Annotated in this window: 10 protein-coding genes and 1 riboswitch; of the genes, 3 read left to right on the top strand and 7 right to left on the bottom strand. The window is 66.1% G+C overall.

The annotated features are described in order from the left end of the window. Positions 1-23 precede the first annotated feature (23 nt). The 3 genes from MJ602_RS08355 (at position 24) to MJ602_RS08345 (ending at position 7,259) form a co-directional block, all read left to right on the top strand. Positions 24-665 (top strand): response regulator, encoded by a 642-nt coding sequence (locus MJ602_RS08355; RefSeq protein ID WP_243020338.1) that lies wholly within the window; start codon positions 24-26, stop codon positions 663-665. 124 nt (positions 666-789) lie between these two features. After that, entirely contained in the window at positions 790-2,790 is a 2,001-nt protein-coding gene (locus MJ602_RS16735; RefSeq protein WP_279236004.1) for a methyl-accepting chemotaxis protein, read from the top strand. Beyond that, positions 2,787-7,259, top strand: a complete 4,473-nt coding sequence (locus MJ602_RS08345) for an EAL domain-containing protein (protein ID WP_243020337.1) — start codon at positions 2,787-2,789, stop codon at positions 7,257-7,259. The genes MJ602_RS16735 and MJ602_RS08345 overlap by 4 nt, the downstream gene beginning before the upstream one ends. 32 nt (positions 7,260-7,291) lie before the next feature. Here MJ602_RS08345 and MJ602_RS08340 read toward each other — a convergent pair whose 3' ends face one another. From MJ602_RS08340 to MJ602_RS08310, 7 genes are all read right to left on the bottom strand, one after another. Next, the gene (locus MJ602_RS08340) at positions 7,292-8,596 is read right to left on the bottom strand and encodes a D-amino acid dehydrogenase (RefSeq protein ID WP_162015074.1); all 1,305 of its coding nucleotides are present in this window, start codon (positions 8,594-8,596) and stop codon (positions 7,292-7,294) included. Positions 8,597-8,685: 89 nt separating this feature from the next. After that, positions 8,686-8,793: riboswitch (glycine riboswitch) on the bottom strand. 162 nt (positions 8,794-8,955) lie between these two features. Further along, complete coding sequence (locus tag MJ602_RS08335; RefSeq protein WP_243020336.1) at positions 8,956-9,624, bottom strand: YXWGXW repeat-containing protein; 669 nt, start codon at positions 9,622-9,624, stop codon at positions 8,956-8,958. A gap of 152 nt (positions 9,625-9,776) precedes the next feature. Next, entirely contained in the window at positions 9,777-10,157 is a 381-nt protein-coding gene (locus MJ602_RS08330; protein WP_243020335.1) for a hypothetical protein, read from the bottom strand. Then, complete coding sequence (locus MJ602_RS08325) at positions 10,154-11,494, bottom strand: ABC1 kinase family protein (protein ID WP_243020334.1); 1,341 nt, start codon at positions 11,492-11,494, stop codon at positions 10,154-10,156. Before MJ602_RS08325 ends, MJ602_RS08330 begins: the two co-directional genes overlap by 4 nt. Further along, entirely contained in the window at positions 11,481-12,026 is a 546-nt protein-coding gene (locus MJ602_RS08320; protein WP_243020333.1) for a DUF2867 domain-containing protein, read from the bottom strand. The genes MJ602_RS08325 and MJ602_RS08320 overlap by 14 nt, the downstream gene beginning before the upstream one ends. Next, positions 12,023-12,871 (bottom strand): TetR/AcrR family transcriptional regulator, encoded by an 849-nt coding sequence (locus MJ602_RS08315; protein ID WP_243020332.1) that lies wholly within the window; start codon positions 12,869-12,871, stop codon positions 12,023-12,025. Before MJ602_RS08315 ends, MJ602_RS08320 begins: the two co-directional genes overlap by 4 nt. Positions 12,872-13,062: 191 nt before the next feature. Next, positions 13,063-13,794: a helix-turn-helix domain-containing protein gene (locus MJ602_RS08310; RefSeq protein ID WP_243020331.1), complete on the bottom strand. Its 732-nt coding sequence runs from the start codon at positions 13,792-13,794 to the stop codon at positions 13,063-13,065. Between the last annotated feature and the right edge of the window lie 39 nt (positions 13,795-13,833).

Below are 13,833 nucleotides of genomic sequence, written 5' to 3'. Positions count from 1 at the left end.
GCGCCAACCCCCAGGCGATACCCATGAAAACACGGATTCTCTTGGCCGATGATCACCAGCTGTTCCGAGAGGCGTTGTGCCATCTGCTGGATTCGCAGTCTGACCTCGAAGTGGCTGGGCAGGTGGGCAATGGCCTGGAGGTGGTGGAACAAGCCCGCCGCACGGGAGCGCAGATCGTCTGCATGGATATCAGCATGCCGGGCATGAATGGTGCCGAGGTCACACGCAGCCTATTGACGGCGCTGCCCCTGGTCAAGGTGGTGGCGCTCTCGGCCTACTCCGATCGGCAGTATGTGCTGGACATGCTGCAGGCCGGAGCGATGGCGTATGTCACCAAGGCCGAGGCGAGTGAGGAGTTGTTGCGAGCCATCCGCGCGGTTCTGCAGGGGCGCAGTTACCTGTGTCCGGACGTAGCCGCCGTGGTGACAGGGGCTGCCGTGGCCCAGTCTGGTGGTGCGCCTGGTTCTGTGCGCTTGGGCGTGCGTGAACGGCAGGTGCTCAAACTGGTGGCCGAAGGCTGTACCTCCAACCAGATTGCAGAAGTGCTCCACATTGCATCCTCCACCGTGGATGTGCACCGCCGCAACATCATGCGCAAGCTCAACCTGCACAGTGTCGCAGAGCTGACACGCTACGTGATCAACCACGAGCGCGGCATCAGCTAGTGGCGTGAGTCTCCACCGAATTTCATCCAGTGAAATTTGGGTGGTGCACTACCTGTTTTTAGGTAGTCTTGCTACCAGCGCGGGGGAATTGTTTCAAATTGTGTATCTCTTTACAGTGCCGACCATGTCCTCCTTTCTGCACCGACTGGGCTTGGCCCAGAAGTTCCTGATCCTGGGTCTGCTGGCCTTGTTGATGGTGGCTCTGCCCACCGCCCTGTATTTGCAGCGTGCCTTTGCCGATGTGGCACTGGCCCAGCGCCAACTGGAGGGTGGCAAGGCGATGGTGGAGGTGAACCGGGTGATCCAGTTCAGTCAGATCCACCGGGGGTTGTCGGCCGGCATGCTGAGCGGCAACGAGGCGCTGGCACAGCGCCGTCCGGGGGTGGGTGCTTCCCTGGGGCAAACCATGGAGCGAGTGGATGGCCTGTTGAAGTCCATCCAGGCCAGTGCATCGTTGCAGGCTTTGTGGGCGCAGCGTCGGCAGGTCTGGGCGGTGTTGGAGCCCAGTGTTGCCGGGCGCCAGTTGACGGCGCTGGAGAGCACCCGATTGCACACGGAGTTCATCACGGGACATTTCGCATTCTCGGATGCATTGATGGATGAGTTTGGTCTTTCGCTCGATCAGAACCTCTCCACCCACATGCTGTCCCGTTCCAGCCTCGTGGACGCCATGATGCTGACCGAAATGATGGGCCAGATGCGCGCGAGGGGAACCAGTATGCTGAGCCAGGGCGAGATTTCCCCGCAGGGCCGCGCTGCGCTGGAGTCCCTTGCCAGACAGGCCAAGCAATTCAGTGACGATTGGAACCGCAACCTCGGCAAGGCCTTGGGCTCGGATGCAGCCATGCGCAATGCTTTGGAAGCGCCAGCCAGGCAGCAGCGTGAGGTGACTGCAGCGACACTGATGCTGGCGCAGAAAGAAGTGATCGAGGCGCAGCAGGCAGGCATCTCGCCGGAGGTGTACTTTGACACCTTCACCAAGTCCATTGACGGCTTGTATGCCTTCAATACCGATGCGGTGGGGCAACTTGCGCGGGTGCTCCAGGAGCGTGCTGCGCAGGCCAGTCGTTTGGCGTATGGCATGTGTGCGTTGCTGGTGGTTGGCATCGGGGTGGCGTTCTTGCTGGCGCTGATGTTCGTGCGCAGCATTACCCAGCCTGTGCGTCAGGCCGTGGTTCTGGCGCAGGCCGTTGCTGCTGGAAACCTGGCCACACGTGTGGAGGTGGCCCAGGGGAGCAATGAAGTGAGTGTGCTCACGCGGTCGCTCTCGGACATGCAGGAGCGCCTGGCGGCGCTGGTGTATCAGGTGCGCGCTGGTTCGCACCAGGTTGCCACGGCGAGCGCCCAGATTGCCACGGGCAACCATGACCTCGCTGCACGCACCGAAAGCCAGGCCAGCGCCCTGGAACAAACGGCTGCATCCATGGAGCAGCTCAACTCTACGGTTCAGCAGAACGCAGACAACGCGCGCCAGGCGAACAACCTCGCCCACAGCGCCAGTACGGTGGCGACCAAGGGCGGCGATGTGGTGGCGCAGGTCGTGGAAACCATGAAGGGTATCAACGAGAGTTCGCGCAAGATCGCCGACATCATCCAGGTGATCGATAGCATTGCCTTCCAGACCAACATCCTGGCGCTCAATGCAGCGGTCGAAGCCGCAAGGGCGGGCGAACAAGGCCGCGGATTTGCGGTGGTGGCGGGAGAGGTGCGCAGCCTGGCGCAACGTTCTGCCGAAGCGGCCAAGGAAATCAAGCAGCTCATCACGGCCAGCGTCGAGCGTGTGGAGCAAGGTACCGCACAGGCGGACGAGGCCGGTGCCACCATGAACGAGGTGGTGAGTGCCATCCAGCGCGTGACGGATCTGATGAGCCAGATCAGCGCAGCGAGCCACGAGCAAAGCCTGGGAGTCTCGCAAGTGGGCGAAGCCGTGACCCAGCTGGATCAGGTGACCCAGCAAAACGCTGCCCTGGTGGAAGAAATGGCTTCGGCTGCGGACAGCCTCAAGACGCAGGCGCAGGAGCTGGTCGCCGAGGTGGATGTTTTCAGGCTCGGTGAAGCAAAGGGCGATGCACAGCCCCTTGGAGTGACCACCGACAGGCGTACCGCGATGCCTTTGCTTCAATGACGCATCGTTCTGGGGCGGGCTCGGTTCAGGATGTGGCGACGCCGCCGCAGGGTTCCTCCCGCCCTTTCATTGCGCTGCTGTTGGCGGTGGCGATGGTGCTGCCGTTGACGGGGTGGCTGGTGGTGCGTATCCAGGGGCCCATGGCCGAGAAGGATGCCTTCGCCAACCTGGCGGCCATCGCACGGCTCAAGACCGATCAGATCGAGAACTGGCTGGGGGAGCGCCAGAAGAACGCCGAATTGCTGGCCGCCGACGCACATTTCGCGGTGGAAGTCGCGCGGTTGATTGAGCATCCGGCGACCGGGCATGAGGCGCAGCAGGCCATTCTGGAGCGGTTTTCGCTCTTGAGGTCAGCCTTCGACTATGACCAGATCGAGCTCATCACGCCCCAGGGGGAGGTGGTGACATCCATCGTAGAGGCATGGGATTTGCCAGGCCGGGTCGAGGGACTGCCACAAGACCAGCGCTGGGGCGGTAGCGTGGTTCGCCTGTCCATGCAGGAGGCCGGGGGTGGCGGCGCCTTGTTGCAGTGGTTGGTCCCGGTGTACCAGCTGTCAGCGGCAGAGCCCAGGCTCTTGTCCTGGGTGAGATTGAGCATTTCGCCGCAGCGCTTCCTGTTCCCCGTGATCCAGACCTGGCCCACCTCCAGCCCCAGCGGTGAGACGCTGTTGGTGGTTCGCGATGGTGATCAGGCGGTGTTCATGAACGAACTGCGCCACCGCAGCGGTACAGCCATGAAGCTCCGGTTTCCGGTATCACGCAAGGATCTCCCGGCGGCCGTGGCCCTGCGCTCCGACGTTCCGGGGCAGGTGATCGGCCGGGACCACCGCGATGTTCCTGTCGTTGCCGCGTACCGTGGCGTGGCCGGCACCGATTGGCGCGTGGTGGCCAAGATCGACAGGGAGGAGGTGCTTGCACCAGTGCATGTGCTGGCATGGTGGGTGGCAGGTGTGATCACGCTGGCCATGCTGGCATTGGGCGTGGTGCTGGCATTGTTCTGGAGGCACATCCGTCAGACGCACCAATGGCGTGAATGGGTGCAGCGCCAGCGTACAGACCGGCTGATGGAGCAGTTTTTTTCCTTGCCCTTCGTAGGCATTGCGACCATTGATCTGGACAAGCGCGAGTGGGGGCGCATCAACCAGCAGTTTGTGGACATTGTGGGCCTGACCTTTGAGCGCATGCGAACCATGACGTGGGCGTCACTGGTGTCCGAGAAAGACAAACTGCGGGACCTGCGCGGCCTTGCGCGGGTCATCCAGGGGCGCCAGAGTGCGTATGCGGTGGATCGCAGCATCAAAAGGGGTGATGGATCCAGCGCCTGGGTCAACCTGCAGATCAGGCGGCTGACGGCGGCACAGGAGGGCGACAGTGCGCAGTGCGTGGTGGTGATACAGGACATCACTTCCAGGGTGCGTTCCGAGGCGCGCATCCAACGCCAGAAACGCCTGTATGCAACGCTGAGCGCTTGCAATCAAGCGATCGTGCAGAGTCCGGATGAGTCCGTATTGTTCGCTCACGTCTGTGAGGCGGCTGTGTGCCTGGGAGGGATGCAGTCCGCGTGGATTGGCAGGTACTCCCGAGACACGGGAGAAATGGTGGCGCTGGCCACCAGTGGCGTGCGTGGGCAGGACCTGCCCGGCCAGGGCACGGCGCGCACGGCATTGCGCGAAGACAGAGCGGTTTGGATCGACGGATTGTCTGGCTCGGCCCCCACAGTGGCCATCGCCTTGCACTGCGATGGGGCGGTGGATGCGGTGTTTGTCCTGGTGGCAGAGCCTGGACAGGCCTTTGATGACGAGGCCAAGCGCTTGCTCCTCGCCATGGCGGCGGACGTTGACTTTGCCCTGGGGTACTTTGCCAACGAGCGCCAGCGCAAACATGCCGAAAACAAGCTGCGGCAATCGCAGCAGCAACTGGAACTGGTGCTCAAGGGATCAACCGATGCGCCATGGGACTGGGATCTGTCTCGGCAGCGGCTGGAGTTCTCGGCCCAGGGATGGCACATGCTGGGCTATGGCATGGCGGACATGCCCTCGGGCCCTGTGCAGTGGAAGTCGCATGTCCATCGGTCCGATGTGTCGGTGTTGCTCAAGCTGCACGAGGAATTGCGCCACTCGGACGCCACGGTGGTAGTGCAAGAGTTGCGCTTGCAACACAAAAATGGTCACCATGTGCCTGTCCTCGCGCGCGGCTATGTCACGCGCGACGCGCAAGGCAAGGCGGTGCGGGTGACCGGCACGGTCATGGATCTGACCTTGCAGCACCAGACCCGCCGCTTGGAAGCCTTGCGCGCCTATGCGCTGGAGCTGATCGCCAACGAACGGGATGTGGGTCGCATCGTGACGCGGTTGCTCGCAAAGCTGGAGTCCGATCTGCCTGGCGCCCGTGCCACGGTCTGGCTGCTGGAGCAACAATCTGGCGTCTGGGCGCCGCGCACGGCTGCCATGGGCGGCATGCTCGAGGATGCCCGCAGTGCCCTGGCGTTGCGGCCCGGCTCCGATGCCTGGGGTGCGGTGGAGTGGGCTGCGGGCGTCGAGGAGCCGCCCGAACTGACCAACCCCGCGCTGCGCGGCGCCTTGCACTCGGTGGCCTTCGCCAGTGGCTGGACCCACTGCACGGCACTGCCCATACGTTCGGACAATGGTGTGGTGTTGGGCGTGTTGGACGTATTCAGCAAGCCCAAGGCAGCGTTGCGTGAGCATGACCGCACGCTGATCGATCGCGTATGCCATTTTCTGGGCAGTGGGTTGCAGCGCAAGGCCTTCGAGGCCCAGCAGCGCCTGGCCGCCGAGGTCTTCTCGCACAGCAACGACGGCATCACGGTGACGGATGCGCACCAAAAAATCCTGCTCACCAACCCGGCGTTCACCGCCATCACGGGCTACTCACTGGCGGAGGTCGCCGGGCGCAACCCCCGGGTATTGGCCTCGGGCAGGCATGACGGCGGTTTTTACAGCGAGATGTGGCGCCACATCCAGGCACACGGCCTGTGGCAGGGCGAAATCTGGAATCGGCGCAAGAACGGCGAGGTGTATCCCCAGTGGCTCACCGTCAGCCGCATCCAGGACGCCGAGGGGCAGACTACGCATTACATCGGCATTTTCTCGGACGTGAGCCAACGCAAGGCCGACGAGCAGCGCATCCGCTGGATGGCGCATTTCGACCTGCTCACCGGGTTGCCCAACCGCGCCCTGCTGGCCGACCGCTTTGCGCACGATGTCAGCATGGCCCAGCGCGCCAGCGAGCCGTTGGCGGTGCTGTTCATGGATCTGGACCATTTCAAGCACATCAACGATTCGCTGGGGCACGGCGTGGGCGATGAACTCCTGGTGGCTGTGGCGCGGCGCATGCATGAACAGGTGCGTGAACAGGACACCGTGGCCCGCATGGGGGGCGATGAGTTTGTGCTGGTGCTTCCGGGTACCGACAAGGACGGCGCCGCCCATCTGGCTGGCAAGCTGCTCGAGGCGGTGGCGGCGCCCTTGGTGGTGCGCGGCCATGAGCTCATGGTGACGCCGTCGCTGGGCATTGCCATGTATCCCGAGGACGGCGAAGACCTGGAAACCCTCTCGCAGCATGCCGACGTGGCCATGTACCGTGCCAAGCAGGAAGGGCGCAACGCCTACCACTTCTATTCCCCCGATATGCAGGCACAGGCAGCTCGCACCTTGCAGTTGGAAGGCGCATTGCGCCGTGCGCTGGAACGTGGGCAACTGCTGCTGCACTACCAGCCCCAGCGCCGCCTGAGCGATGACCGCATCGTCGGCGCCGAGGCCCTGATCCGCTGGGAGCACCCCGAATGGGGCATGGTGTCTCCGGCCGAGTTCATTCCCCTCGCCGAAAAAACCGGGCTGATCGTTCCTGTCGGCGAATGGGTGCTGCGCACGGCCGTGGCGCAAGTGGCGCGCTGGCGGGATGCCGGCCTGCCTGCGCTGACCATGTCCGTCAACATTTCTGCCGTGCAGTTCAGGCACCCGGATCTGCCCGGCCTGGTCAGCCAGGTGCTGAGCGAGGCGGGGGTCGATCCGGCCTGCCTGGAGCTGGAGCTGACCGAGGGCGTGGCCAGCGACGATCCCGAGCGCGCCGTGGAGATCATGGCTGACCTGCATGCGCGCGGCGTGCGCATGTCCATCGACGACTTCGGCACGGGGTATTCGTCGCTGAGCTACCTCAAGCGCTTCCAGGTGTACAAGCTCAAGATCGACCAGTCTTTCGTGCGCGACATCAGCGTCGATGCCGAGGACAAGGCCCTGGTCAGCGCCATCATCCACATGGCGTCCAGCCTGGGGCTGCAAACGATTGCCGAAGGCGTGGAGACCGAGGACCAGCGGCGTTTCCTGCAGGCGCAGGGCTGCGATGAAATCCAGGGCTACCTCTGCAGTCGCCCGCTGCCCGCCGCGGAGTGCGAACGCTTCTTGCGCACCCAACTGCGCCTGCCTTCCGCCGCAGCCACGACCATGGGGTGAGTGGCTGAACGGCGGCGTGCGGCGCTGCGGGATCAGACCGCAGGCAGCAACCGGGGCTGGGGCGTTTGCGGCATGCCGGTGAAGGCGAAATCCACCTCGGGCACGCGACCGCTCACGATGTCGGCCAGCGCCTTGCCCGAGCCGCAGGAATGCGTCCAGCCCAGCGTGCCGTGCCCGGTGTTGAGGAACAGGTTGGGCAGCTGGGTGCGGCCGATCAGTGGCACATTGCTGGGCGTGGCAGGGCGCAGGCCGGTCCAGAACTCGGCCCGCGTGGTATCGCCCGCGCCGGGGAAGAGCTGCTCGACGCGGCGCACGATGGCCTCGCAGCGTACCTGGTTCAGGTTGCGGTCGTAACCGTTGAGTTCGGCCGTGCCGGCAATGCGCAGGCGGTCGCCTTGTGCGCTGGTGTAGCGCGAGAACACCAGCTTGTACTCGTCGTCCGTCAGGCTCACCTGGTGCGCCAGGCGCGCATCCTTCACCGGCAGCGTGACCGAATAGCCCTTGGCCGGGTAGATGGGCAGGCGGATGCCCAGCGGCTGGGCCAACAGCGGGCTGAACGAGCCCATGGCGAGCACATAGGCGTCGCCGCGCATGCGCTCAAAGCGCCCCTCGGCGTTGGTCAGCTCCACATGGTCGATTTCGCCGCCCGCCGTGCGCAGCGCCGTGATGTGCGCGCCCATCTGGAAACGCACGCCGGCCTGCTTGCAGAGCTTGGCCAGCTCGCGCACGAACAGGTTGGCATCGCCCGATTCGTCCTCGGCCGTGTAGGTGGCCCCCGCCAGTTGCGGGCGGATGTGGCGCAGCGCAGGTTCGATGCGCACCGCCTCGTCGGCGCTGATGACCTGGCGCTCGCAGCCCAGCTGGCGCATCTGTTCGGCCGGGCCGAGCGCGCCGTCGAATTCCTTGGGGTCGGTATAGAAATGCAGGATGCCCTGCGTGCGCTGGTCGTACTGGATGCCGGTGTCGCGGCGCAACTGCTGCAGCGCGCTGCGGCTGTAGGTGCCCAGGCTGACGATCTGCCGGATGTTGTGGCGCGTGCGCTCGGGCGTGCAGTTGCGCAGGAAGGACAGCCCCCAGAGCCACTGGCGCATATCGGCACGCAGGCGGAACAGCAGAGGTGCGTCCTCCTGGCCCAGCCACTGCAGCACCTTGAGCGGTGCGCTCGGGTTGGCCCAGGGCTCGGCGTGGCTGACCGAGATCTGGCCGCCGTTGGCGAAACTGGTTTCCGCGCCCGGCGTGGCCTGGCGGTCGATGACGGTCACTTCGTGACCCTGTTGCTGGAGGTAGTAGGCCGAGGTCACGCCGAGCAAGCCGGCGCCGAGGACGATCACGCGCATTTTGAGAGCCTTTTAAGGTTCTGGCGCTTGTCAGGCGTGCGCGAGCAGCTATATTTTTGATAGCGTGCAGTTGGCGCGTCTGCCAAGCTGCCGCTCCCCCTGTCCTTGTTACCTGAGAGATTCACGCCGTGCCAACGCGGCACGGGGCTTGCTCCTTCGGTGCGCCACGGCTGTGGCGGCTCTCCAGACGGCTTTGATGATGGTGCAGTACGGAACCTGAGCGTGTATGGGAGTTTGCGCCTTCGGTGAGGCGGCATGGGCCGCCTGCTCTCCTGCATGGGCCATTCTAGGCGCGCGTGCTGGCTAATGCATCACAACAGATGCTTATGGGGCATCGGCCGCGCGCGTCGCGCAAGGCGTCAGTTGCGGTAGGGATTGCCCGGCTGCCGATCGTAGCGGTTGGGCACGCCATCGCGGTCCCGGTCGCCACGGGGATGGCCTCGGCCCCGGCCGTCGGGTGTCGGGTCGTGGCGGTTGGAGATGCCGTCGCCATCGCGGTCGCGGTCATAGCGGTTCGGCACGCCATCGCGATCCCTGTCACCGCGGGGGCGGCCTCGGCCATCGGGCGTCGGGTCATGGCGGTTGGAAATACCGTCGCCATCACGGTCCCGATCCCGATGGTCGGGTACACCGTCGCGGTCACGGTCCGCGTAGGGGCGGTGGGGCATGGGGCGGCCATCGGGCGTCGGGTCGTAGCGGTTGGGGATGCCGTCATGGTCGCGATCCCAGCCGCCCGGTTGCATGTGCCACTGGCCGCCGCGTTCCACCCACTCGGGCGCACGGTAGCGGTAGCCGGGGCGTGCCTTGATCCAATAGCCTTCTACCCACACATGATGGTGGCCGCGCCACTCCCAGTGGCCGGGCACCCAGACCATGTTGCGTCGGGGGGGCGGCATTACCTCGTAGCGCGGTGGCGGCGGGGCCGTCTGGATGACGATGGTGGCCGTGGTGCGGGCCTGCGCGGGGGCCGTGAATGCGCAAAGCGCCAGCAGGGCGATGGATGCCGCGGCGAGGGTGGTGCGTGCCATGGGGGTCTCCTCACAAGTGATTCCTTGCGGAACCGGAAGCTCTATCGTGCGGGAATTGCGTAAAGCCAATGTAGCTGTCCGGCGAAGAGTTGTGTAGGCATGTTTCCCGAAACGCTATTGGGCGGCGTTGCCGTGATATTTCGCACACAGCGTCAGCGCCAGCCCACCAGGGCACTGACCACCAGCAAGGCACACCAGGCCGGGTGCCTGCCCTTGGTGGCGAAGCCCACCAGCAGCGCGCAGGCCGGAAGGGCGAGCGTAGTGGTGTGGGCGACCCATGCCGCAAGATCCTGCTCCCAGGGGCCGCTCCCCAGGCGCCAGAGCAGTGCGCTCAGGGCCCAGCCCAGCACGGTCACCAGATGCCAGGAAGCCCACAGGATGCGCACCTGCCGCTCGCGCAAAACCGGGTACCCGGCCGTGGGAACAAGCCCGTGTGTGCGCAGCGTGCGAAAGACCAGGACTTCGCCAAGCACGGAATGGATCAGGCCGACCAGGGCGAGGCCTGCGGCTGCCAGGAGGAGCGGGTTGTTCATGGCAAGGAGCTTTCAATGGCGGTTTCAGGAATACCAGCGGCGCGGGTGTGCACCCGTGCCCCGAGCCGGGTGAGCAGGTGCATCAGGCCCATCCACATGCGATCGAACGCGGGCATCTCGCCCGGCACCTGCGCCAGATGGCGCCCCAGCACGCGCTGGTGCTCCGGGGGCGTGATGGGGGGCGGCTGCTTGGTGCTGAAATCGAAGACGGCCTGGGTGAAGGGCTCCAGCTGCCAGGCCTGCATGTCGGCCAAGGCCGGGGCCAGCTCGGCGCTGTAGGTTGCCAGTGCCAGGTCGGGCCCGGCCAGCCCCAGCGCCTGGTAGGCCTGCAGCACCAGGGCGTCACGCTGCGGGTCGGCGGCGGGGCGCAGCAGCGCCGACCAGGCGCGTGTCATCTGTGTCCGAAAGCCTTCCGAGAGCTCCCGCGTGCAGCCGAAGTCGAGCACGCCCACCGTGCCATCGGCGGCGAACAGGAAGTTGCCGGGGTGCGGGTCGGCATGCACCCGGCCGAGCCCGAAGATGCAGTGCATGAACCAGTCCCACAGGTGCTGGCCGGCCCGGTCGCGCAGCGCCTGCTGCGGCTGCGTGGCCAGCCAGGCGTCCAGGTGCAGCCCCGGCAGGTACTGCTGCGTGAGCACCTGGGCCCTGGTGTGCGACAGGAGGGGCCGCGCCATCGCCACGCCGGGCAGCGCGGCATGTTCGGCGAACCATTGCAGTTGCTCGGCCTCCTGCAGGTAGTCCACCTCGCGCAGCAGCGTGGCCTCGATCTCGTCCATCACGCTGTCCATCACCGGATCGGTGGGCAACGGCAGATCGGTGTGGGCCAGTGCACGCAGTGCCGCGCGCGCCAGTTGCATGTCGCTGGCGATGGTGGCGGCGATGCCGGGGTACTGCACCTTCACGGCCACCAGGCCCTCGCCAGGCAACTGTGCGCGGTGCACCTGGCCCAGGCTGGCGGCGGCGAAGGCAGTGGGCTCGAACTGCGCGAACAGCGCCTCGGGCTCCTGCCCGAAGGCCTGGCGGAACACCCGACCCACCAGGGCGCGGTTGAGCGGCAGCGCCTGGTGCTGGGCGCGTGCCAGCTCGTGGCGCACACCCTCGGGCAGCAGCGTGGGGTGCATGCTCAGCAACTGCGACACCTTGAGCGCCGTGCCGCGCAACTGCCCCAGCGCACCAAAGAGGATGCGGCCCACGGCGGCCTCGTGCTCGGCCTGCGCCTGGGGCGACGGCGTGCGCAGGCGCTGGCCCAGGCGGGCGGCGCCAATGCGTGCCGCCGCCACGCCCGTGATGGCGCCGCGCGCCAGCCGGCTGGTGCGCGGCGCGTCAGCGCTGTCCATGGTCTGCCAGCCGCTGCAGCATGGCCCGCACGATGCGGCGATGGAAGGGCGTGACGACCGCCATGTAGGCCTGCCCCAGCGCGTTGTGGATGTGCACCACGGTGCTGACCGCGAGCGTGGCGGGCGCATCGCCCGGGCGGTGCTTGCTCAGCGACACCTGCACGTCCAGGTGTTTGTCGTCCTGCCCCAGCACCACCTCGGTGTCGTTCAGGTGGCGGATGAGGAAGATGCCCACGCGGTCGCCCACGCGGTAGTCGCCCGGGGCGCGCCCGCTGGCGGGCGGGTGCGCGTCGTGCAGCTGGCCCAGGTCTTTCAGGCCCACCAGGCGCACCAGCCGGTTGCGCAGGGCCATGAGCTGCTGCGTCCAGCGCGGCGTGCGGGCCACCACGTCCAGCCAGGTCTGGAGTGCCGTGCGGGCGGGATGGGGGTCGGCCACCTCGTAGGCGTCGAAGAACTGCGCGCCGGGCATGGCGGCGTGGATGGCCGTGCCGGGTGGGATGGCGATGGATTTCACGGTGGCGGGGGATGTCATGCGGCCTTCTTTTTGCGCGGGGTGGCAGGGGCGGCAGTCCCGGCCGTGGCGCGCGACTTGCGCGGCGCACGGGTGGTGGTGGCCTGGGGCGGTGCGGCGGGAGCCGTGGCTGTGCGGGGGGGGCTGCCCATGGCCTGCTGCGCCATGTGCAGCATGCCCAGCAAGCCGCTGCCGTGCTGGGCCAGGCGCGCCATCTGGCTGCGCAGCACGAAGCCGCCGAGTTGCAGCACGCGGTTGATGAGGCCGCTGCGCAGGGTCTGCACCAGCACGCCCAGCGACAGGTCCACCAACTGTGCAGTGTCGGCGAACTCGTCGGAGGTGTCGGCCAGCCAATAGCTCACCACTCCGGCAAGGTAGTCGGTGTAGAGCCCGCCTGCCATGCCCTTGAAATCGCAGGGTTCGATCTCGCCCGCCGCCTCGGCCGCATCCAGGAAGCTGGTCACGGCCTCGCGCAGGGCCTGTCGCGCCGCCAGGGGCTCGGCCAGCAGGGTCAAGGGGGAGCGCCGGGCCAGCGCGCGCACTTGGGTCACGAACTCGCGGTCGGGCAGCAGACCTTCGAGCACAGCGTCCGTCAGGCGCTGGAGCTTCTCCTGCAACTGGTAATCGGTGAAGCAGGGCGTCTGCAGGGTGTCGGCCAGCGCTTGCTGGATCACCGCGTCAAGGTAGCCCAGCACGATGCGGTCCTTGGTGGGAAAGTACTTGTAGATGGTGGCGTCGCCAATGCCGGCGGCGCGTGCGATGTCCTTCATCGTCGTGCCGTCGAAGCCCTGGCGGGTCATCAGATCCACCGCGCTGGCCACGATCTGGCGGCGCGTGGCGTCTTGCTGTTGGCGGGTGGTTTTCATGTCGCTATTCTTTAAATTGCTAATTTCTGTATTTAAAGAATAGTAATTTCTGTTTGTGGTGTCAAGCAGTGCCTGGCCGACGCGAGTACGCGGCCAGGGCGCGCAGAATATGGAGGTGTTTTTGCCCCTGGCGCTCGTCAAACAAGCGCCATGTGCTATCAAAAAATGAGTAATTGGCGCCGCAGGAGCGCTCAGCGCCGCATGTGGGCAAAGGCCTCGAATTCCCAGCTGCGCAGGGCCAGCAGCAGGGTGTAGCCCTCGCGCTCGGCCTGCGGCAGGCGCTGGTCGGCCAGGTGCTGCTGGGCAAAGTCCTGGGCCACGCGCTGCATGCGTTCCATGAAGGCGGGCGCCAGGGCGCGGCTGATGCTGCCGTGTACCAGCAACACGCCTTCACCGGGGCCGTCGAAGCCGCCCGCGAAGTAGTCGAGCAGCGCGTGCTCGCGGAAGTAGTTCATCACCGGGCCGTGCGCTCGCCAGCGGAAGGTCTTGGCCAGCTTGAGGCGGTAGCGGTTCAGCGGCCGCAGCTCGATGATGCCGATGCGGTCGAGCTGCGCGAGGTACTTGATGCCCTCGGCCTCGCTCAGGCGGTAGGTGGCCACGATCTGCTCCAGCGTCCACTGGCTGAGTACCGAGATGGCCACCAGCAGCAGCTTCTTGTCGCTGACCACGGCCTTTTCCTGCTCCTGGGTCAGTTCCTGGAGCAGCGGCTGGTTGTCGGCCACGCGCCGCGCCAGGTCGGCGAAGTCCAGCGCCAGGGCGCGGCAGATCGCGTCGATGCGCGACAGCGGCATGTCGCCCTTGGCCAGCATGCGCTTGACGCTGGACTCGGCCATGCCGAGCTGCTGCGCCAGGTCGGCATAGGTCATCTGGGCGGCCTTGAGTTCCTTCTTCAGGGCCGTGACGAGGTCGGCGGTGGTGCTCATGGGCACCGATTATGGAGACCCGCCGCCGGCTTCGTCAGC

Source organism: Simplicispira sedimenti, assembly GCF_022760965.1.
Lineage (GTDB): Bacteria > Pseudomonadota > Gammaproteobacteria > Burkholderiales > Burkholderiaceae_C > Simplicispira > Simplicispira sedimenti.
The sequence above is the reverse complement of the archived record's forward strand: the minus strand, read 5'-3'. Positions and strand labels throughout refer to the sequence as shown.